The sequence below is a fragment of the Fuerstiella marisgermanici genome (assembly GCF_001983935.1).
GTDB classification, from domain to species: domain Bacteria; phylum Planctomycetota; class Planctomycetia; order Planctomycetales; family Planctomycetaceae; genus Fuerstiella; species Fuerstiella marisgermanici.
The window spans coordinates 7,642,489-7,662,665 of sequence record NZ_CP017641.1 but is presented as its reverse complement, the minus strand read 5'-3'; the positions used below and the strand labels follow the sequence as shown (position 1 = coordinate 7,662,665).

Below are 20,177 nucleotides of genomic sequence, written 5' to 3'. Positions count from 1 at the left end.
GTGGTCAGGGATTTCACGGTTTGACGTTCGCAACGCCGACCGCCACAATTGCTCGCCAAAGCGACAAAAACAGTCAACAAAAGCCGCTGTTCGGCGCTGATTTTCGCCAATAACACGGCGACAACCGGCATCAGTGATGCGGGCCGAATCCTTCCATTTCGATTTTGATTGAGTACGGCACCTTGGAATTTCAGACAGTAGCAAAAGTAGGCGATATCCCCGAGGGTGAAGGGCGCTGTTTTCCGGTCAGCGGAACAATGGTGGGCCTGTTCCTGCACAACGGCGAGTACTTTGCGATCAACGATTTTTGCCCTCACATGGGAGCATCCCTGTCCGAAAGTCCGGTGGCAGAGGACGGTTCGGTGATGTGTTCGTGGCACGCCTGGTGCTTCAGTATCAAAGACGGCACATGGCTGGATAACTCAAAAAGCGGCATCAAGACTCCGACATACGACGTCCGTGTCGAAGGCAATGAAATTCAAGTGGCCGTTCCTCCGCCGGATACGCCGAAGTCCACCGATTCGGAGTCAGCCGATCCGACGAACGCTGATCCGGAGAAGGCCGGCGAACCGGACGAAACGCCACCGGAACGCGATTCGCCATGACCAGCGACGGTGGCTCAACATCCGACGGCGAGATCAAACCGCCGTCATGGCCGATCACAGACGATGCGATTCGTCATGTGTTTGCGGCCATGCTGCATGACGGAAGCTGGGGACGCTACCACGGTCCTCATTGCGACAACCTGCGACGCGCACTGGCGGAATTTCACAATGTCGACCATGTCGTTCTGTGCAGCAGCGGCACTGCGGCGGTGGAACTGGCGTTGAGGTCCGTCAAGGTACAGCCCGGCGACGAAGTCATTCTGGCCGCCTACGAATTCAAAGCGAATTTTGCCAACGTAGTGACACTGGGAGCAACGCCGGTGCTGGTCGACACATTGCCGGGTCTACCAGTGCTCGATCCGACTCAGTTGCCAAACGCGATCACGGCTAGAACACGTGCGATCATTTGCTCTCATTTGCATGGCAGCTTCGCCCGCATGGCTGAAATTCAGGCGATCGCGGACGAGCACCGTCTTCCCGTAGTCGAAGATGCCTGCCAGTCTCCGGGCGCCATTTTGAATGGAAGGATGGCGGGGTCCATCGGCAATATTGGGGTGCTGAGTTTCGGTGGCAGCAAACTTCTCACGGCAGGGCGGGGCGGGGCAGTTATCACCAACGACCCCACGTTGGCTCAACGAATTCGTTTGCATACGCAACGAGGAAACGATGCCTACCCTTTGTCGGAAATGCAGGCCGCCGTATTGCTGCCGCAACTGAATCAACTTGCTGACCGTAACCAACTTCGCCTGCAGAACGTGGAACACCTGCTTCAGACCTGGCCGCGTGAAGCACCGTTGCAGCCAGCACTTTCGCCTTCCCCACATGCAGAACCAGATGCGTCTCCGGCCTACTACAAAGTCGCATTCCGTTACATCGTTGGACCGGAAGGCCGAACTCGTGAGGCCTATTCGGAAGCGTTGCGACGGCAGGGCGTAGCACTCGATCCAGCGTTTTCAGCGCTGCACAAAATTCACAGCCAGCGACGGTTTCGCGCCGTGGGTGAGTTGCCCAATGCGTCGGACCTGCACGATTGCCTCATGACGCTGCATCACCCCGCGCTGCTTCAGCCGCAGGACGTTTTATCACGCCTGACAGAAATCGTTCGACACGCGTAGCGGGATCGTGAGACTGCATTCACCAGGCGAACGAACTTCTGCGGACCGTAAAGATTCGAACATGGAAGGTACTCAATCCAAGAGACACCTTTGGAATTGGGGGCGATGTGTGTTGCTTAATAGGTGAGAAGTCATTTAGGTGCTACTTGCGGTTCACAGCTTCCTCGCGGATCTTCTTTTTGACCTCTTCCAAACGTTCCGGCCATTTGAATGTTGGTGCCTGTGACGGATCGTATCCTTCCAAGTGCCCGGTCAGTCGAGTGGCCGGCTTTGTGTAGACCAGCTTTGTTTCGCCGAACACTTCTTCGCAGAGTTTTGCCAGGCGAGGATCGTATTCGCGGAGTTCGTCCCGAGTATCCACATGATTGTGGTCGTGATCCGGCGGACGGTTGTTGTCGAACCAGCTTTGCACACCTTCGGCCCAGTACTCATCACGATTTGTGGACGCATATTTCGTTTTCCACAGGCCGTCCTCCATCGCTGCTTCGTATGCCTGCTCCAGGCGATCATCGAATGTCGGATCCAGATTCACCATCCCTCGCAGGTGAATGTTGTGAGCGAACTCGTGGATCAGAATGTTCTCCGCAGCGTACGGATCCCCCACAAACGCCAGCAGGTTTTCTTCGCCGCAGCTGCAGACCGGGTCGGTTTGCGATCCGCCGAGCCCTCGAGCCCGAGCGTCCCAGTAATCCCGGGGTCGCAGGTGCGAATGTTCCGGAACGTCGGTCGTGAATTCGTCGTGGGACATAATGATCAGCCGCGAGCCGCTCTTGACCATCGCGTCTTTGACGTCCGGTCGATGAGCCAGCATCAGGTTGACCAGGTAGGCGGCTTCTTTCAGCGCGTAGTCGTTCACCTTTGCGGAGGCGACAATCGGGTAGCCGTTCGCAGAAATGAATTTTGCGTAAAACGGGTCGAGCTTCAGCTCAGCCGGAGGCGCCGTCACCTGAGCGGCAGCGGTACCCGTCAACAGCGTGATCAAAGCAAGAAGTCGTAACATTGTGACTACCGGACAAGCGAATTATGGATAGTCGCCCGACCTCGCGCCGGGGGCTATCAGTGTCATCTCGAACAAGCCCGGGACGAAGGCGGCGAGTCCACTATTTTTTCTGAACGTAAGCATAGTACGGCCCGAACTCCTCACCGTCTGCCGTCGTGAACAGGGCGGTCATGCGAGTCTTGCCCTGCGGTAGAGTAAGGTTGAAAACCACTTCGCGATCACCGGGTTGAATGTCCGCTTTCGCCGAGACTTTTCCGACTTTAATTGAGGCCTTGACCGGCTGAATCGCTTTGCCTGGTTGAGTACGATACGCCTTCACACCTGGCACGTCGGCCCCCGGCGGCAACGACGCGTTGAGGGGCTTGTCGGCAGTTTCCGGCCAGCGACGAAGACGGATTTCGTAGTCGCCGGCTTCGTGGACCAGAACATTCCAGAAACCGGTATTCCGGTCGCCATTCATTGCCTTGCGAATATGTTGCTGATTCCAGGGTGTGGAGCCGGTCGTGATCCAATCGTGCGACGTCAGGCGAGCCGGATTGTCATTCGGGTGCCCCAGATAAATGGCCGTGTCATTGCTGAAGCTGGGCAGCAGGTCTTCCCACCAGGCGTCGTAGAATTCGGTCAGCCGCGCCACGACATCCGGGTGGCCACTGGCGACGTCAGATTTCTGCCCCGGGTCCGCCTTGATGTTGTATAGCTGCTTACCGTTGATCAATCTCCACTGCGATGTCATCACGGAACTTTTGCGCCACTTGATCGGGTCTTTTACTCGCTGCGAGTCGGTCACCAGAATTCGGTCGGGCCAGTCGGTGCCAGTTGTTGGATCCAGCAAAGGAGCGATGCTGCGGCCGTCAAACTTCACGCCTTCTGGCGGAGCGATTTCGCACAGATCGATTAACGTCGGCAGGATGTCGACGTGAGCCGTGATCGGTTCGACATCGTGCCCGCCAGTCAGCTTGCCTTTCGGCCAATGGGCAAAGAAGGGAACTCGATGGCCGCCGTCATATTCGCTGCCTTTGCCGGCTCGCATGCCCGCGTTAAACGTCCGCCAGCCGGACGACGATCCGTTGTCGGTCGTGAAGATAAAGATCGTGTTCTCGGTCAATCCCTGTTCGTCGAGGAAAGTTCGCAGCTTGCCGACGTTATCGTCGATGTTTGCGATCATTCCAAAGAAGTTCTGCAGCCCAACGTTGCCGACATCTTTATATGGTGAGGAAGATTCTTCCGGAGCGTGCATCGGGCCATGAGGCGCGTTGGTTGCGATGTAGGCCAAAAACGGCTTGTTCGCTTCTTTCGACGACTTGATGAACGTCTTTGCGTAATCGAAGAAAACATCGGTGCAAAATCCCTTCACAGATTCCGGCGTACCGTTGTGCCAGTAGCTGCCGTCGAAGTAGGCGTTGTCCCAGTAATCGGGCGTCTGGCCGACTCCGCCACCACCGTGCCGCAGCACCTCGGTGTAGCCGCGATCTTCGGGGCGATAGGGATAGTTGTCGCCAAGGTGCCATTTACCGAACATGCCGGTGGCGTAGCCTGCGTCTTTGAAGACCTGGCCCATCGTCACTTCATTTTCCCGCAGCATCGACCGGCCCATGATCGTGTGCCACACACCTGTGCGATTGGTCCAGTGTCCGGTAAGAAATGCGCTGCGGGTAGGAGAACACGTGGGCGACACATGGTAATCCTTCAGCCGGACCGACTCCCCATGCAGCTTGTCAATTGCGGGCGTTTTCAGAATGGGATTACCGTGGCATGACAAGTCGCCGTATCCCTGATCATCGGTGATCACGATAACAACGTTGGGCTTGTCAGCCGCATTGGCCGCCGCCGCTGCTAACAGGAGAAAGAGAACGGCAATTCGCGTGAGAAACGACATTTACAAAACTCCTCTGTGAGGCCGTGCCTGAACCGTAAACTTAGCGACCGCTTGAAACATGTCCCCGCTAGCCACACCGAAGGCGCCTGCAATTTGGAAAGAGCACTCACTGAAAGAACCCAAACTGCTTACAATTCACCAACGCTACAGAATAGTCGCCACGTCGCAGATAGTAAATCAACGATGCCAGCCCCCTCTTCCACCGTCCCCGCTGAACCCGCCACCCATCAATTGGCACTCATCGGCGATGCAAAACGCCGCGAATTCCGATCGTTGTCGCAGTGGCTGTGTTCGCAGACCGCTTCGATCAGCGAATTTTCCGGCATCGAAGCGGCATTGCAGCAGGACGAGCCGAAACTGGCCAATGCGGACCTCACAATCGTGATGCAGTCGTGGTCGGATCAGTTCTCTGCCGCCGAAGTCAACCAGCTGATTGGTCGCACTCTGTTTAGCCGACTGCTGTGCATTTATAGTTCGGCCTGCGAATCAGACGGCCGCAATCGCAACGTGTGGCCCGATGCTGTGCGAGTACCTCTGCGGCTGGCTCAGTCAGTTATCGAACAGGAATTGCAGAACGCCGACCGCGACCTCGACGCACTGCCGCCAACGTCAGCGCGCGATGAGATCTTCGTCCATCGGTTAGGAAACGGAGACGACTGGGCTCCACTGCCGAAGCTGCAGGCCATGAACGGAGCGATCATCAGCCCCGATCGCACTCTGCGGCGCACGATGGCCCAGGCGACACGTGAACTGGGTTTGAAGTCGCTCGAAATGCCGCTGATTGCCGTCAAGTCGGGGCAGCGGACTCGTCCGCAGGAAACTTCGCGTGGCCCGGTGAATGTCGTCATCCACGATCTTGATCCGTGGGGGCCGCTGGTCGAAGCGTCGTTGCAGGCAGCTCGAGAAATGTTTCCCTCCGCCGCCGTGCTGGGGCTTGCCAACATGCCAGACGCCGGACTGACTATTGAAGTGGCTGATCAGCCGCTGGAGGCCATCATTCCGAAACTGGATATTCAGCATGGCCTGCGATGGTGCCTGCGACAGTGGCTAAACGCCTGACTGGACGCCTAATACGAAACATGAGCGTAAATCGTTGACGATCTCACACCGTAATCAACAGGGTTGAACACCATGTCTGCCTGGAAAACCGGCTGCCTGCTTCTCGCTTTTGTTTCCGGCGTTGCTGTGAACGCAGTGGCTCAGCAGCAGCCGAACATCATCGTGATTCTGGCCGACGATCTCGGGTATTCTGACCTCGGCTGCTACGGCGGTGAAATCGACACGCCCAACATAGATGCTCTGGCCAGTGGCGGCGTGAAGTTCACACAGGTCTATAACTCAGCGAGATGCTGTCCCAGCCGTGCTTCGCTGATGACGGGGTTGTATCCGACTCAGGCAGGCATTGGCGACTTCACCACAAACAAGCCGAATCAAAAGCGTGGTCCAGGTTATCTCGGCCGGCTTCGTGACGACTGTGTGACGATGGCAGAAGTGCTGAAGCCCGCTGGATACGGTTGCTACTACGTCGGCAAGTGGCACATGCATCCCGAAACCGGACCGATCAAGCGCGGCTTCGACGAATTCTACGGCTACACCAAAGACCACTCACACGATCAATACGACGCAGACTACTACATCCGGCTGCCAAGTGGGCGAGCGAAAGAAATCGATCCGCCAGAGGATCAGTTCTATGCGACGGATGTGTTCAACGATTATGCCATCGAATTTATCAAGCAGGGGCAAAAGACGGACAAGCCCTGGTTCCTGTTTCTCGGTCATTCGTCGCCCCACTTTCCGGTGCAGGCTCCGGCCGATCGAGCGGACACGTACGAACAAACTTACCTGCGTGGCTGGGACGTACTGCGCAAGGAACGCTACGAGCGGATGCAGGAACTGGGCTTGATCAGTGGCCCGCATTGGAAGATGTCACCTCGCGAGATCGTCCCCGTCGATCGAGACGACATCGCCAACGGCTATCCCGGCGAACAGAATCCGGCGTGGGATTCGCTCAGCAAAGATCGACAGCGAGATCTCGCCAGACGAATGGCCGTGTTCGCCGCGATGGTAAACAGCGTCGACGCTGGCGTGGGCCAGATCACGCAGCACCTGAAGAAGGCGAATGACTTTGACAACACGCTCGTTTTGTTTCTCAGCGACAACGGCGCGTGCTACGAATGGGGGCCGTTTGGCTTCGACGGGCGTTCGCGGCGCGGTGAAACCATTCTGCGAACGGGCGACGAATTACGAAACATTGGCGGTCGCGGCACTCACCAATCCTACGGCAGCGCATGGGCGAATCTCGGCAACACGCCGCTCCGAATGTACAAACACTTCACCTATGAAGGCGGTATCAGCACGCCTTTTATCGCGCACTGGCCCGGCGGTCAGATAGGCTCAGCGGGCCGCAACGCACAAAGCGATTCGGACAACGACTCGCGTGAAGGTGCAACGCAATCTGGCGACAACTGGGTGCGAGACTCGGCTCATTTCATGGACGTGATGCCGACACTGATTGAGGCCGCAGGTGCGGAGTACCCGAAACAATTCGCGCGCCGTGAGATTCAGCCGCTGGAAGGAACAAGCCTTCTTCCCGCGATGCGTGGCAAAAAATTGCCGCCGCGTTCGATCGGATTTGATCACCAGGCGGCTCACGCATTTCGCGACGGAGACTGGAAAGTTGTCTACTCAAAACGGATGCCCGCCCCATTGACGTGGGAACTCTACAACCTCGCCGAAGATCGCTGTGAACTCAACAACCTGGCCGACAAATACCCGCAGCGTGTGGCTACCATGGTTTCGCAATGGGAGCAGTGGGCGACTCGCGTCGGCGTGACATGGGAACCCTATGCCGCAGGCAATCGCTGAGCCGCAAACAGCAGACCGCACGGAGACCGGCACATTCTGCCGGTGAACTCGCAGACTACGCCTGAAGTGAGTCGGAGAAACAGGCGAGCTGGACGCGAACGCCTGGTTGTGACGAAGACAGTATTGGACGGTCCGTCACTGCAGACTAATCTGACATGCGTTCGCCGACGAAACAGGGCAGGAGGCCCATTGTGTCCGAAACCGAAGTCATGGAAATCATTCGCAACAGCCTGAATGAGCTGCTGCGCTGGGTTGGATTCGGCACGCTGACAGGCCTCGCCGCGAAAGCCATTATGCCAGGACGCGATCCAGGCGGTGCCGTGGGCACGATGCTCATGGGAATCGGCGGCAGCGTGATCGGCTGCGGCACCTTGCTGTTCTTCTGGCGCGACGCTCAGATTGATCCCATCAGTGTAAAGGGCTTCTTCGCCGCGACAATGGGAGCCTTCTCGCTGCTGTTTTTCTATCGCCTGCTGGCCGGATCATTCTTCGCCGAAGGCAACGAATATGACGACCGCCTGGCTCATCGAACTCGTAAGCGAAGTCGACGGCGAAAGATTCTGGAAGACGTCATTGGCTGACGCACCGTAGCAGCAGTCACCTCAAGCTTCTGCGCACGAGCCTGAAACAGCACGCACCCCTCCGGCGATTCATCGCGGGAGGGGCCGAACCAGCGAAGCGATGTTCGGGAGAGGCTTGAGCGCGTCGGAGTTGTTGCCCGATGAGCGAGAACGTGCGTCAATTCTGAGCGTCCAGGCCGTGAGCCTCTCGCACCTCAGCCAAAGCGTCCTGCAATGATTTCTTGACCGCTCGATTCTTGCGATCGAGCTTGCTGGCGTAAACGCGAGTCGCAATCGCATCGCTGACAGCCAACAGAATCAGCCACATCGCCAGCAACAACAGGCCGATCACATAGACGGTGGCAAACACCGGTGAGTCCTCAAAGACCTGCAAATATCCGCACAGGCCGATCAACGCGCCGAGAGTCACAGTCAGCGCCGATGTTTGCATTCGGCGAGCGTATTGATGGTCGAAGAACTGGTGATCGGACTCCGACAATTCGTCGTCAGCCTGATGCTTTCGGTGCGAACGCACATGCACCACGATCAACGCAATTCCGACGGCCGCCACACAGGCTCCAAAGGCCAGGTACGTTGTTTCCGGTGGCATGTCAGACTCCGCAGAAGGACAGAAGGCAAACACAATCAAGATAGATTGTGCAACGACTGTACACGGCAGCCCACATTCCAGCACCCTGATTTACACCAAAATCGTCGAAAGAGTGCCTCATTTCCCGCAGGTCGGTGCGCACCGACAGGCGATTGGCGTGGTGGGCGGGTGACGTTGGGAAAGCTGAAGCGCCGGCGGTGCTCCCGTTGGTCGCTGGAGCGGTAGGATCGTACTGACCGCACACCTCAGACCTAGCTTACCTACCGCAGGCACTGTGGCGCTGCGCCCGCGTCCTTGCTTTCGCGCCGTTGACGGATTAAGAATAACGTGTCAGGCTTGACTCAGCGGGGAGATTCGAAGTGGGCGACGTTAGCGATCGAGTTTGTTTAGGCGCCGATGCGACACGTGCAGTTCGAAGACTTCGAGGCTGGCAACTGCGAGGCATGCTTGTCTGCGCCTACCTGATTGCGGGCGCGGCGCTCGCGGCAGACGATGGGCCTAAGACGCTCAACCCGGCAGACGTTCAGTTCTTTGAATCGAAAATTCGCCCCGTGCTGGTTAAGCACTGTTATGAATGCCATTCGGCGAATTCAAAGATCGTTCGAGGCGGCCTGCAACTCGACCACAGGGATGCGATTCGAAAAGGCGGGGACAGCGGTCCGGCCGTGGAACCGGGAAGCCCCGACGACAGCCTGTTACTCAGTTCACTGAAACACGAATCGTTTGAAATGCCGCCGAAGGGGCGACTGCCTGACGACGTCATCGCCGACTTCGCGAAATGGATCGAAAACGGCGCCGTCGATCCTCGCACGGAAACAATTCATGGTAAGTTAAAACCCGTCGACTGGGATGCAGCCGCACAACACTGGGCCTTTAAACCGATTAGCAACAATGCGCCTCCTGAAATCGACGACGCAGAAGCTGACTGGGCAAAGAATCCCATTGACCAATTCGTCGCAAAGAAGCTACGCCTTGCGGGCCACGCACCTGCGCCTCGGGCCGAGAAGCGCACTTTGATTCGCCGAGCAACATTCGACCTGATTGGACTGCCGCCCACGGTGGACGAAGTCCACGCCTTTCTTGCTGACGATTCTCCGGATGCGTTCGCGAAAGTTGTCGACCGGCTACTCGCTTCGCCCCGTTATGGGGAACGCTGGGGACGGCACTGGCTGGATCTGGTGAGGTACGCGAACACAAACGGGGCAGATGAAAATCACAGCCTGCCGAACGCATGGCGGTTTCGCGACTGGGTGGTGCAGAAGGTCAATGACGACCTCCCGCTGAACGATTTCATCGTGCAGCAGCTTGCGGGCGATCTGCTTCCCGTTCCGAATGATGAACGTGCAGCGGGCGACCTGATCACCGCAACCGGGATGCTGGTCATTGGCCCGAAGATGCTGGCCGAGCAGGACAAGGACAAGATGATCATCGACATCGTTGATGAGCAGATTGACACCGTCAGCCGCACCATGCTTGGATTAACGGTCGCCTGTGCCCGATGCCACGATCACAAGTTCGATCCGATCAGCGCCGAAGACTATTACGCTCTGGCCGGTATCTTTTACAGCACGCAGTCGATGGCCAATCGCGACTTCGTTTCGAAGTGGCTGGAACGTCCGCGTCCGTCGAAAGAAATCGAAGCTCAACGATTGGCTTATCAGCCTCGCATCGACGAAGCGAAAGCTGAACTCAAGCGGATGAAAAAGGCGCGAGCCAAAGCCACAGAACCGATTTCGGACGCCGACCTGAAGAAACAGGAAGAGGTCGTTGAAAAGCTGACGAAGGAAATGCCAGCATTCGACATGGTGATGGCGGTAGACGAAGACAAGCCGACCGATTTGCCGGTCCACATTCGCGCCAACCACCTCACTTTAAGTCCCGACGTTGTTCCACGAGCGATGCCGACGATTCTGACAAAAACGGCAGCAGCGCCGCCTATTCAAAACGAAAGCAGTGGCCGGCTGCAGCTCGCGAGATGGCTCGTTTCAGAGGAAAATCCACTCACAACGCGAGTGATGGCGAACCGAATCTGGATGTGGCACTTTGGAAATGCGCTGGTCCGCAGCCCGTCCAATTTTGGACTTCAATCCGAACCGCCCACTCACCCGGAACTGCTGGACTGGCTGGCAAAAGAACTGGTCCGCCGCAACTGGTCGCTTAAGGACATGCACCGACTGATCATGCTGTCGGCGACGTACCAGATGAGCAGCGAGGCAAGCCCAGCCGCAGAAGTCGAAGATCCGGAAAACCGCCTGCTCCGACGGCAGAACCGCCGTCGACTGGAAGCCGAACCGATCCGTGATTCGATTTTGTTTGTGGGCGGAGCCCTCGACATGACAATGGGCGACATTGCCGCCAACACCAATTCCAATCGGCGGGCGATTTATCTTCCCATCAATCGCAGTGCGTTGTACGAAATGTTCAGCACGTTCGATTATGTGGAAACATCGAACCACATCGAACAGCGTCCCACCACGACAATTCCGCAACAATCGCTGTTCATGATGAACAGTCCTATCGTGATTCGACAGGCCGAAAACGTCGCAAAGGAACTGCTAAAAAACAGTTCAACCGACACCGCAAACAGCGACCGTCAACTGATTGGTATGGCGTTCGAACGGTTATTTTCGCGACCACCGAAGGAAGAAGAACAACAACGCGCGCAGCGGTTTCTGGCGGATGCGGATCAGAACCTTTCGAGCGTTGAAGATTCTGAGGAGCGGCGAGTTCAGGCATGGGCGGCGTTGTGTCGCACTCTGATCGCAACCAACGAATTCATCTTTGTAGAATAGCGTGGGCCACACATTCACGTGCCGGAGTCAACTCATGACGACACATCTAAGCCGACGACAGATGCTGAACCGCGCCGGAGCGGGTTTCGGGTCGCTCGCGCTGGCAGATCTCCTGAATCGGCAATCAGCATGCGCTGCGCAACCTGAAACGTCAACGGGCGGAAAAGCCGTCAGCCCGTTGCTGGCTCACCCTGGCCACTTTCCTGCACGGGCGAAGCGAGTCATCTTTCTGTTCATGCATGGAGGCCCGTCTCATGTCGATACCTTCGACTACAAACCGGAACTGAACGCTCGCGACGGAAAGCCGTTGCCGTTTGCGAAGCCGCGCATTCAGTTTGCGAAGACATGTAACCTGCTCGCCAGCCCGTGGAAGTTCCGACAGTACGGCCAGTCGGGCGCGTGGGTTAGTGACCTGTTTCCGCACGTCGGTCGCTGTGCTGATGACATCACGTTTATTAAGTCCATTCACGGATCGAATGAGGCTCACGGTGGAGCTCTCCTGAAAGTCCACACCGGGTCGGACACATTTGTGCGGCCAAGCATGGGAGCGTGGATTAGCTACGGCCTTGGCACAGCCAATGAAAGCCTGCCGAGCTTCATCACGATCGCTCCAACACTGGGGCATGGCGGCGTGCGAAACTTCGGATCCGCCTTCCTTCCGCCAATTCATCAGGCGACACGTATCGGATCACCAAAACGAAAGAAGGAAGACGCTGCACCCGCCATTCAAAATCTATCGAATGATGTCGTCTCGGAATCACTTCAGTCGATGCAGCTCGATCTATTGAGGGACCTCGATCAATTGAAACGACCGGGCATCCGCACTTCAGCAGACGCTCAACTGGATGCACGGATCGAATCGTTTGAGCTGGCGTTTCGCATGCAGACGGAAGCCCCTGAGATTTTGGACATCGGTCAGGAATCGAAAGCCACAAATACGCTGTACGGCATCGACGACGGGCCAACTGACAGCTTCGGCCGCCAGTGCCTGCTGGCTCGGCGATTGTCAGAAGCTGGAGTGCGTTTTGTGCAGGTATCTCACCGCTATTGGGATCAACACGGGGATCTCAGAAAAAAACACACGGAACTCGCCGAACAAGTCGATCGCCCGATCGCTGGCCTGCTGACAGACCTCAAGCAACGCGGTCTACTGGAGGACACGTTATTGATTTGGGGAGCAGAATTCGGCCGCACACCCACATCTCAGGGCGAACAGAAAAACGGGCGCGACCACAATCCGCACGCGTTCACCTATTGGATGGCTGGTGGCGGCGTGAAGGCGGGATTTAGCTACGGCGAATCCGACGAATTCGGCTTCTACGCGGCTCACAACAAGGTGCACGTCCACGATCTGCACGCCACAATCCTGCACCTTTTAGGTCTCGACCACGAACGCCTGACCTATCGTTACGGGGGCCGGGACTTCCGATTGACCGACGTGGAAGGCCGAGTCGTCGATGACATCTTCGCGTGAGTGACATCAATCGGACAACACTCAGACATCAAATTGTCGTCAGGCGCTGTAAGGAATACGGGGGAACGGCCGTCCCTGCTGGTGAATACGTCGAATGGGGATTGACCCGCGTCGGTGGCGAAACTAGTGAATATGTCGATTTTTCACGAACGTTTTTGCAACCGAAGCGTCTCTGTTTTACGTATTTACAACAGCAACCTTGTGTCGTATGCGAGTGTTGATGGTGATTTCTGAATTCGCTTTGCGGTTCAGAAACATAGACCCACGACGGGTTTCGGGTGTATCGGAAGTGTCGCAGCCAGGAAGGTTGCAGGGCGTCCGGCACGAACTTTGCCTATAGGTTTGTGCAGCAGGCCGGCAAATCGCCGGTCTACCAAAAAGGAGGTCACGCATGTCACGCTATCGATCGAAAACCATCAAAGAATTGGCTGAGCAGCAGGTTCGTTTCGCCCCACAAGCGGTGCGAAATCGGCAAATTCTGCAGGCAGAGAAGTTCCTGCTCTCCGTTGACGGTTCCTCAGATTACTCATTTGGCGACGTGTGTTCGTCCGTTACCGGCTATCGCCCCGATTCACAGGCCGGAATTTGCATTTCCGGCACCAACCTGGCCCACGACCTCCGTTGCTTTGTAGAAGACCTGTCTGGAAGCCTCGATCTCTCTGTAGCTGATCTGGGCGAACCCGTCCTCACTGTGCAGGAAGTCAGCGAGAAATTTAATGTGTCCGCGAAGACCGTTGATCGCTGGCGAAGCAAAGGCCTGGCCAGCCGTCGAGTGAAAATTGATGGCCGCAAGCGGATCGTCATCCCCAAATCGACGCTGGACCGTTTTGTCGCCCTGAATCGCGAAGACATCGACCGCGGCGGAAACTTCCGACAGATGTCAGAATCTGAACGCGAAGCCATTATCCTCGAAGCTCGTTCATTGGTGGCAAACGGCCAGGGACTGACGGAAGTCAGCAGAACGCTGGGAAAACGCCACGACCGAGCGATGGAAACAATTCGTTACACGCTGCGGGACTACGACCGAATGCACCCGGAAAACGCTTTGTTTAAAAAGCCGAGCGGGCAGATTTCGTCGGAGCACCAGTCGCTGCTGTACGACCTTTATACTCAAGGTGTATCGGTCCCAGACCTCGCACGTCGTTTTGGCCGCACCAAGCCCGTCGTACATTCGATTTTGGCAGACGTTCGAATCAGGCGGCTGAAGGCGACGCCCATCGACTTCATGGACAGCGACGAATTCCGATTACCTAACGCTGACCGGCTAATCTGCGGTGTGGCCCCGGACTACGACAAAAAAGCGGCATCTGTCCGTGTCCCGAATGGCTTGCCTGCTTACCTGGCCGAGCTGTACACCGCACCCTTACTGAATAAGGCACAGGAACAGTACTACTTCCGGAAGATGAACTTCCTGAAATATCAAGCGGCAGAACTGCAAAAGACTCTTCACGCGCCTCGCGTGAGTACTCGGACAGCAAAGAAAATTGAAACGCTGTTGGACGAAGCCAACGGCATTAAGAACCTGCTAACCCGGTCGAATTTGCGGCTAGTGGTGTCGATAGCCAAACGGCACCTCAAACCCGGTGTCAACTTTTTCGAACTGGTCAGCGATGGAAATATGTCACTGATCCGGGCGATCGAGAAATTCGACTACGCTCGTGGCAATAAGTTTTCGACGTACGCGTCGTGGGCGATCATGAAAAACTTCGCTCGATCCGTACCTGCCGAGCACACTCAACAGGGCCGGTTCCGCACGGGATGCGACGAAGTCTTCTACGACTTCCAGGACGGTCGCGGTAACGCGTTCGCAGACGAACTGGTCAACAAAGCTCAGCGAAATGCGATTCTGGAAATCCTGGCAGAACTAAACGGCCGCGAGCGGAAGGTAATTTCGTACCGATTCGGGCTCAGCAAAGGAATCGAACCGGAAACGCTGGAAGAAGTTGGCAACCGACTGGGTGTCACCAAAGAAAGGGTCCGGCAGATTGAAGTCCGAACCCTTGAGAAGCTTCGGCGGATCGCCATGCGGAAACAGGTAGACATTCCGGGGATTTAGCGGCAGCTGAAATAGAGTGTCCCCCATCACGGAAGCCCGACTTTTCAAACAGTCGGGCTTCTTTGCGTCGTGCTGAAACCAGGTTCTCGCAGAAATGAGAACAGAAACTTGGGTGAAATCCACAACCGCAGTGACGCTGTAAAGAGGGCACCGTGGCCTCGATCCCGGAGCAAAACGGGGAGTGATGCTGCGATGAGGTGCACTATTGCGACTTGCAGACTTCACCATATCGCTGGGTGAAAAATCGTACAACTCCGCAGCAGATCCAATCTTTTTACTGTTTTGTCGCACGTTCAATGCCGAGAACAGGAGGATTGGAAATTCGATTCCGGCGGCAGCGGACAGTTACCAGCCGGCAATCAATCTTGAAACGGGAGATACCGGCAAAAGATCGATCCGACGTGCGAATGACAACGGCAAACTCGCCGGTTTTTCCTAAATTGAAACTCCGGCAAGGCTTTACGGGATCAGCCTTGTCTGCACAATCGCGATTGCTATACTGCCCGGCTCGTTTCAGCGATCGGTGTGCGCTAGCGTAGCTCAATTGGTAGAGCTCCGGTTTTGTAAACCGGTGGTTGTGGGTTCAAGTCCCTCCGCTAGCTTTGTGAACATTTGTAGAGCGGGGTGTGTCGAAGTACTTCAGTCTACAAAGTTGTAAGCTGATTCAGGGGGTGTTCCAGAGCGGCCAAATGGGCCAGACTGTAAATCTGGTGGCTTATGCCTTCGCAGGTTCGAATCCTGCTGCCCCCACTCTTTCGTTGCTTCTGGTTTAAATGTCGGTTGTGACGAGAGATCGGATGCGGGCGTAGTTCAATGGTAGAACTCCAGCCTTCCAAGCTGGTCGTGTGGGTTCGATTCCCATCGCCCGCTCTTGTTTTAATGAGGCCACTTCTTCGATCGCTGCTGTAGCTCAGTCGGTAGAGTGCGTCCTTGGTAAGGACGAGGTCATGGGTTCAAATCCCATCAGCAGCTTTGATTAGTGTTAGCGTGAGGTGGCGTCTTGTGTGAAGACGCCGTATTTGAGTTTTTTGAACGTTTTGTCAGGTCGCAGAGCTGAATGCTGTCTGTGACCGCCGTGGAGTTTGGAGATGGCAAAGGCGAATTTTGAGCGTACTAAGCCTCACGTGAACGTGGGCACCATTGGTCACATTGACCATGGTAAAACAACAACAACGGCAGCGATTCTGGCCGTACAAGCAGCCAAGGGGCTGGGTGAAGCAAAGAGTTATGCAGACATCGCCAAAGGTGGTACCGTACGTGACGCCACCAAGACAGTAACGATTGCGGCTAGCCACGTTGAGTATGAGACCGAAAATCGACACTACGCACACATCGACTGTCCGGGCCATGCGGACTTCATTAAGAACATGATTACTGGTGCCGCCCAGATGGACGGTGCGATTCTGGTTGTTGCAGCCGACAGTGGCCCGATGCCACAAACCCGTGAGCACATCCTGCTGGCTCGCCAGGTTGATGTACCAGCTCTGGTTGTCTTCATGAACAAGGTTGACCTTGTCGACGACGAAGACCTGCTGGAATTGGTTGAACTGGAAGTCCGCGAACTGCTGACAAAGTACGGCTTCCCTGGCGACGACATTCCTCTGGTAAAGGGAAATGCCAAAGGCGCTCTGGACAACCCTTCAGACGAAAAATTCAGCGCCTGCATCACAGAGCTGATGGCAGCCCTGGACAGCTACATCCCTGAGCCAGAACGAGACGAAAGCAAGCCTTTCCTGATGGCAATCGAAGACGTCTTCTCAATTGAAGGTCGTGGTACTGTTGCCACTGGCCGAATTGAGCAGGGTGTAGTCAAGGTTGGCGAGAAAGTCTCCATCATCGGCCTGCGAGACACTCAGGAAACAACCTGTACTGGTGTTGAAATGTTCCAGAAGACTCTGGACACCGGACAAGCTGGCGACAATGTTGGCCTGCTGCTCCGTGGACTGAAGAAGGAAGACGTGCAGCGTGGCCAAGTTCTGGCAGCTCCGAACTCCATCACGCCTCACACAAAATTCGAAGGCGAAGTCTACGTCCTCAGCAAAGAAGAAGGTGGCCGACATACGCCATTCTTCTCAGGCTATCGCCCTCAGTTCTACTTCCGCACAACAGACGTAACCGGCACAACCGACCTTCTGGGCGGTGCAGAAATGTGTATGCCTGGTGACAATGTGAAAGTTGAAGTAACACTGGGTAAGCAGATCGCCATGGAGCAGGGTAGCCGATTCGCGATTCGCGAAGGCGGACGAACTGTTGGTTCTGGCGTTGTAACTAAGATTATTGAGTAAATTTTCCGGCCACGGCCGGGCTGTTGCGTTAAGAGTTGACTGTCTGTTTATCTCTGACTGGTGGGCAGGCAGTCTTCTGCTTTGAAGCAAAGGGGTTTCCCTGTGAGAGAATATATTTGGCTTGAGTGCACGGAGACTGGTCTTCGAAACTATCGGGTAATCAAAGAGACTCGCGGAACAGAACGCCTTGAGTTGAAGAAGTATTGCCCGAAGCTTCGCAGACACACACTGCACAAAGAGTCGCGTAAGAAGTAATTTTATTAGGTCCTGGACGGACGTAGCTCAATTGGCAGAGCAGCGGATTCCAAATCCGCAGGTTGGGGGTTCAAGTCCCTCCGTCCGTGCTTCTCTGCGGAATTGTAGCGTCAGTTCGTTTAACTGAGAGTCTGAATGGATGTCCAGTAAAGGCGCAGCAGCGTCCTTAATCCCGGAGCTGTTTCGGTTTGGTTTATACAAGCCAACCCAAGGGCGGATGGTTCGGCAGGTGACATTCCTGGCGATCGCAATGGTGGTCGCATTTGGGTGTTTCAGTTTATCTGTCGGCTTACTGGGGGGCCAGACTCAACCCATCCGGGTTGGTGTGCCACTTGCCGTTGGCCTTGCTGTTTGCTGGGTCGCGTTCCGCGTTGTCAACATTCCGCAGTTCGCCGACTTCCTGATCTCCGTGGAGTCGGAGCTGGAAAAAGTCGTTTGGCCAGGACGCAAGCAGGTCATGCAATCGACGGTCGTTGTGATTGTCACAATGCTGTTTCTCGGGCTGTTCCTGTTTGGCGTGGACCTGGTTTGGCGATGGTTTTTTTCATTAATTAATTTCATTGACTACGAGTAAATCGGCTCTCGGTTTCGGCTGAGTGCTTCAAAAGCCTGACTCCGAGTTGTTTGCCGGTTGAAATCAGCGCTGTTCGTAGTCAGGATACCCCGCTTCGGTTTTCGGGCGTGGTTCGTAAGTTCAATGTTGGCGGTTGCGTGATGTCCAATGAATCCCCCGAATCCGGCTCCTCCGAGGAGAAGCTCTGGTATGTGCTGAAGGTTCAAACGAACCGGGAACGCACGATTCGGGATGCGTTGCTGAAAAAAATCAGGCTGGAAGATCTGGAGGAGAGCTTCGGGGAGATCATGATCCCCTCGGAAAAGGTGGTCGACACCAGAAGCGGCAAAGCTCGCGAACACAACCGCAAGTTGTTTCCCGGGTATATCATGATCAACATGATTCTGAATGATGAAACCTGGTATCTGGTAAGAGACACAAGCGGTGTCGGTGACTTCGCGGGTGCGGCTGGCAAGCCGATGCCAATGGAGCAGTTTGAAGTCGACCGCATGCTCGGCAAAGCAGAAGAAGACGCCGATTCTGCTCCGAAAGTGAAGATTGAATTCGAGGTCGGCGACGTAGTAAAAATTCGCGAAGGTGCGTTCGAAGCATTCGAAGGCACAATTGATGCGATCGATCAACATAGTGGTAAGGTGTCTGTGCTGGTCGAAGTGTTCGGGCGGTCCACTCCCGTTGAGTTAGATCACTGGCAGGTCGAGTCGGTATAGTTTTGAGCAGGGTGGTCGCGAGCAACACAGCCGCGAAAACCTGGCAACCCGATAAGCTCAATTGTTGTTTTGAGCAGCTGTTTTATTTGAATGTTTGGAATTGCTGGCTATGGGCAAGCAGGTAGTAACGCAAATTAAGGTTCAGGTAACGGGCGGACAGGCAACTCCGGCGCCGCCGGTTGGTACCGCGCTTGGCCCGCACGGTGTGAACATCGGCCAGTTCGTTCAGCAGTTCAATGACCAAACGCGTGAAATGATGGGAACGACCGTTCCTGTCGTCATCACGGTTTACAACGATCGGTCGTTCGACTTCATCCTGAAGAGTCCACCAGCGGCAGTCCTGCTCAAAAAAGCGGCTGGCATCGCGAAGGGCTCGGGCAACCCGCTGAAGAATAAAGTGGGAACCGTTACCACTGACCAATTAGCGGAAATTGCCAAGATGAAGTACGCCGACCTGAACTCCAGCTCAGTCGAACAGGCGGTTAAAGTTATCGCCGGCACGGCACGAAGCATGGGCATCGACGTGGTGGACTAGACTCAGTTAGCAGTGCTGGGTAGTAGATTGCGGTTTTGATTTGATCTGAGGGCACGACCCTCTTGAGGTAAAGTGATGGCTCGTATTTCAAAAAGAATGAAGGCTGTATCCAAAAAGGCGGCCGAATATGATGCCCTGGAGCTGAAAGCGGCTGTAGAAGCACTGCAGTCTCTTGAAAAGGGACTGCCCAAAGGTGTTAAGCCGTGCGGCTTCGATCAGGCGGTTGAAGTGGCACTCCGATTGGGCGTAGACCCGAAGCAGGCTGATCAGATGGTGCGTGGCTCCATTGTTCTGCCACATGGTATCGGCAAGGCTCAGCGTGTCCTGGTCTTCGCTCAGGGCGACAAAGTTGCAGCGGCTGAAGAGGCAGGTGCTGATTTTGTCGGTGGCAAAGAGCTGGCTGACAAGATTAAGGACGGTTGGCTGGAATTCGACGTCGCTATCGCGGCTCCCGATATGATGGGCGTTGTTGGCCCACTTGGACGAGTTCTTGGCCCGCGTGGAATGATGCCTTCGCCACGTGCTGGAACCGTGACCCAGGATATTGCCACGGCAGTGAAAGAATACAAGGCGGGTAAAGTTGAGTTCCGCGTTGATGCTGGCTCAAACGTGCACTGCATCGTTGGCAAGATGTCATTCGATTCAAATCAGTTGCTGGAAAACATCGAAGCACTGTTGCAGCTCGTAAGAACCCTGAAGCCATCGTCTTCAAAGGGTGTCTACATGCGAAACATGAGCCTGACCGCAACGATGATGCCGTCTATCTCGGTCGTAATTTAGGTACAGATTCGGCCGTTCGTTGGCCTTGATGAAGAAGATAAGTACGAGTGGAGAGCGTCTCCTCGTACATTCGTGTGGTTCATGGCTT

General features: G+C 55.6%; 17 protein-coding genes and 5 tRNA genes. 19 read left to right on the top strand and 3 right to left on the bottom strand.

Annotated elements, in window-relative coordinates:
- The first annotated feature begins 182 nt into the window (after positions 1–182).
- Both Fuma_RS28790 and Fuma_RS28785 read left to right on the top strand, forming a co-directional pair.
- Complete coding sequence (locus tag Fuma_RS28790; protein ID WP_083732657.1) at positions 183–605, top strand: Rieske (2Fe-2S) protein; 423 nt, start codon at positions 183–185, stop codon at positions 603–605.
- The gene (locus Fuma_RS28785; RefSeq protein ID WP_077027152.1) at positions 602–1,720 is read left to right on the top strand and encodes a DegT/DnrJ/EryC1/StrS family aminotransferase; all 1,119 of its coding nucleotides are present in this window, start codon (positions 602–604) and stop codon (positions 1,718–1,720) included. Before Fuma_RS28790 ends, Fuma_RS28785 begins: the two co-directional genes overlap by 4 nt.
- Positions 1,721–1,862: 142 nt before the next feature.
- Here the strand turns inward: Fuma_RS28785 and Fuma_RS28780 are convergent, their stop codons facing one another.
- Together Fuma_RS28780 and Fuma_RS28775 are read right to left on the bottom strand one after the other, a co-directional pair.
- A complete protein-coding gene (locus Fuma_RS28780; RefSeq protein ID WP_077027151.1) occupies positions 1,863–2,720 on the bottom strand; it encodes a hypothetical protein in 858 nt (285 codons plus the stop codon).
- A 100-nt stretch (positions 2,721–2,820) separates the two neighbouring features.
- Positions 2,821–4,596 (bottom strand): arylsulfatase, encoded by a 1,776-nt coding sequence (locus Fuma_RS28775; protein WP_077027150.1) that lies wholly within the window; start codon positions 4,594–4,596, stop codon positions 2,821–2,823.
- A 183-nt stretch (positions 4,597–4,779) separates the two neighbouring features.
- Between Fuma_RS28775 and Fuma_RS28770 the strand changes: the two genes are divergently transcribed.
- From Fuma_RS28770 to Fuma_RS28760, 3 genes are all read left to right on the top strand, one after another.
- On the top strand, positions 4,780–5,655 hold the full coding sequence (locus Fuma_RS28770; protein WP_077027149.1) for a hypothetical protein: 876 nt from the start codon (positions 4,780–4,782) through the stop codon (positions 5,653–5,655).
- Positions 5,656–5,727: 72 nt separating this feature from the next.
- On the top strand, positions 5,728–7,461 hold the full coding sequence (locus Fuma_RS28765; protein WP_077027148.1) for an arylsulfatase: 1,734 nt from the start codon (positions 5,728–5,730) through the stop codon (positions 7,459–7,461).
- 191 nt (positions 7,462–7,652) lie between these two features.
- Positions 7,653–8,042, top strand: coding sequence for a GlsB/YeaQ/YmgE family stress response membrane protein (locus tag Fuma_RS28760; protein ID WP_229360765.1), 390 nt, complete (start codon positions 7,653–7,655; stop codon positions 8,040–8,042).
- 157 nt (positions 8,043–8,199) lie between these two features.
- Here Fuma_RS28760 and Fuma_RS28755 read toward each other — a convergent pair whose 3' ends face one another.
- Complete coding sequence (locus Fuma_RS28755; RefSeq protein WP_077027147.1) at positions 8,200–8,631, bottom strand: hypothetical protein; 432 nt, start codon at positions 8,629–8,631, stop codon at positions 8,200–8,202.
- A gap of 359 nt (positions 8,632–8,990) precedes the next feature.
- Between Fuma_RS28755 and Fuma_RS28750 the strand changes: the two genes are divergently transcribed.
- From Fuma_RS28750 to rplA, 14 genes are all read left to right on the top strand, one after another.
- On the top strand, positions 8,991–11,423 hold the full coding sequence (locus tag Fuma_RS28750; protein ID WP_145944431.1) for a PSD1 and planctomycete cytochrome C domain-containing protein: 2,433 nt from the start codon (positions 8,991–8,993) through the stop codon (positions 11,421–11,423).
- A 34-nt stretch (positions 11,424–11,457) separates the two neighbouring features.
- Positions 11,458–12,897 carry a DUF1501 domain-containing protein gene (locus Fuma_RS28745; RefSeq protein ID WP_077027145.1) on the top strand — a complete coding sequence of 480 codons (1,440 nt, stop codon included), beginning with the start codon at positions 11,458–11,460 and terminating at the stop codon, positions 12,895–12,897.
- A 391-nt stretch (positions 12,898–13,288) separates the two neighbouring features.
- Positions 13,289–14,953 carry a sigma-70 family RNA polymerase sigma factor gene (locus tag Fuma_RS28740; protein ID WP_077027144.1) on the top strand — a complete coding sequence of 555 codons (1,665 nt, stop codon included), beginning with the start codon at positions 13,289–13,291 and terminating at the stop codon, positions 14,951–14,953.
- A 529-nt stretch (positions 14,954–15,482) separates the two neighbouring features.
- Positions 15,483–15,555 (top strand) — tRNA-Thr (locus tag Fuma_RS28730).
- Positions 15,556–15,620: 65 nt separating this feature from the next.
- Positions 15,621–15,703: transfer RNA gene (locus tag Fuma_RS28725), tRNA-Tyr, on the top strand.
- Between the two features lie 49 nt (positions 15,704–15,752).
- Positions 15,753–15,823, top strand: a tRNA-Gly gene (locus Fuma_RS28720).
- A 29-nt stretch (positions 15,824–15,852) separates the two neighbouring features.
- Positions 15,853–15,925 (top strand) — tRNA-Thr (locus tag Fuma_RS28715).
- 116 nt (positions 15,926–16,041) lie between these two features.
- Positions 16,042–17,238 (top strand): elongation factor Tu, encoded by a 1,197-nt coding sequence (gene tuf / locus Fuma_RS28710; protein ID WP_077027142.1) that lies wholly within the window; start codon positions 16,042–16,044, stop codon positions 17,236–17,238.
- An 81-nt stretch (positions 17,239–17,319) separates the two neighbouring features.
- Complete coding sequence (gene rpmG, locus Fuma_RS28705; protein ID WP_349680168.1) at positions 17,320–17,493, top strand: 50S ribosomal protein L33; 174 nt, start codon at positions 17,320–17,322, stop codon at positions 17,491–17,493.
- 16 nt (positions 17,494–17,509) lie between these two features.
- Positions 17,510–17,582: transfer RNA gene (locus Fuma_RS28700), tRNA-Trp, on the top strand.
- Between the two features lie 50 nt (positions 17,583–17,632).
- Positions 17,633–18,067 carry a preprotein translocase subunit SecE gene (gene secE / locus Fuma_RS28695; RefSeq protein WP_077027141.1) on the top strand — a complete coding sequence of 145 codons (435 nt, stop codon included), beginning with the start codon at positions 17,633–17,635 and terminating at the stop codon, positions 18,065–18,067.
- 140 nt (positions 18,068–18,207) lie between these two features.
- Positions 18,208–18,774 carry a transcription termination/antitermination protein NusG gene (nusG, locus tag Fuma_RS28690; RefSeq protein ID WP_077028615.1) on the top strand — a complete coding sequence of 189 codons (567 nt, stop codon included), beginning with the start codon at positions 18,208–18,210 and terminating at the stop codon, positions 18,772–18,774.
- 109 nt (positions 18,775–18,883) lie between these two features.
- Entirely contained in the window at positions 18,884–19,309 is a 426-nt protein-coding gene (rplK, locus tag Fuma_RS28685; protein ID WP_077027140.1) for a 50S ribosomal protein L11, read from the top strand.
- A gap of 75 nt (positions 19,310–19,384) precedes the next feature.
- Complete coding sequence (rplA, locus tag Fuma_RS28680; protein ID WP_077027139.1) at positions 19,385–20,089, top strand: 50S ribosomal protein L1; 705 nt, start codon at positions 19,385–19,387, stop codon at positions 20,087–20,089.
- Positions 20,090–20,177 lie beyond the last annotated feature (88 nt).

What these genes read in the sequence shown, in the direction of transcription:
- Fuma_RS28785 (WP_077027152.1), top strand. Translation starts at nt 602, where the DNA reads ATGACCAGCGACGGTGGCTCAACATCCGACGGCGAGATCAAACCGCCG.
- Fuma_RS28780 (WP_077027151.1), bottom strand. Translation starts at nt 2,720, where the DNA reads ATGTTACGACTTCTTGCTTTGATCACGCTGTTGACGGGTACCGCTGCC.
- Fuma_RS28775 (WP_077027150.1), bottom strand. Translation starts at nt 4,596, where the DNA reads ATGTCGTTTCTCACGCGAATTGCCGTTCTCTTTCTCCTGTTAGCAGCG.
- Fuma_RS28770 (WP_077027149.1), top strand. Translation starts at nt 4,780, where the DNA reads ATGCCAGCCCCCTCTTCCACCGTCCCCGCTGAACCCGCCACCCATCAA.
- Fuma_RS28765 (WP_077027148.1), top strand. Translation starts at nt 5,728, where the DNA reads ATGTCTGCCTGGAAAACCGGCTGCCTGCTTCTCGCTTTTGTTTCCGGC.
- Fuma_RS28755 (WP_077027147.1), bottom strand. Translation starts at nt 8,631, where the DNA reads ATGCCACCGGAAACAACGTACCTGGCCTTTGGAGCCTGTGTGGCGGCC.
- Fuma_RS28745 (WP_077027145.1), top strand. Translation starts at nt 11,458, where the DNA reads ATGACGACACATCTAAGCCGACGACAGATGCTGAACCGCGCCGGAGCG.
- Fuma_RS28740 (WP_077027144.1), top strand. Translation starts at nt 13,289, where the DNA reads ATGTCACGCTATCGATCGAAAACCATCAAAGAATTGGCTGAGCAGCAG.
- tuf (WP_077027142.1), top strand. Translation starts at nt 16,042, where the DNA reads ATGGCAAAGGCGAATTTTGAGCGTACTAAGCCTCACGTGAACGTGGGC.
- secE (WP_077027141.1), top strand. Translation starts at nt 17,633, where the DNA reads ATGTCCAGTAAAGGCGCAGCAGCGTCCTTAATCCCGGAGCTGTTTCGG.
- nusG (WP_077028615.1), top strand. Translation starts at nt 18,208, where the DNA reads ATGTCCAATGAATCCCCCGAATCCGGCTCCTCCGAGGAGAAGCTCTGG.
- rplK (WP_077027140.1), top strand. Translation starts at nt 18,884, where the DNA reads ATGGGCAAGCAGGTAGTAACGCAAATTAAGGTTCAGGTAACGGGCGGA.
- rplA (WP_077027139.1), top strand. Translation starts at nt 19,385, where the DNA reads ATGGCTCGTATTTCAAAAAGAATGAAGGCTGTATCCAAAAAGGCGGCC.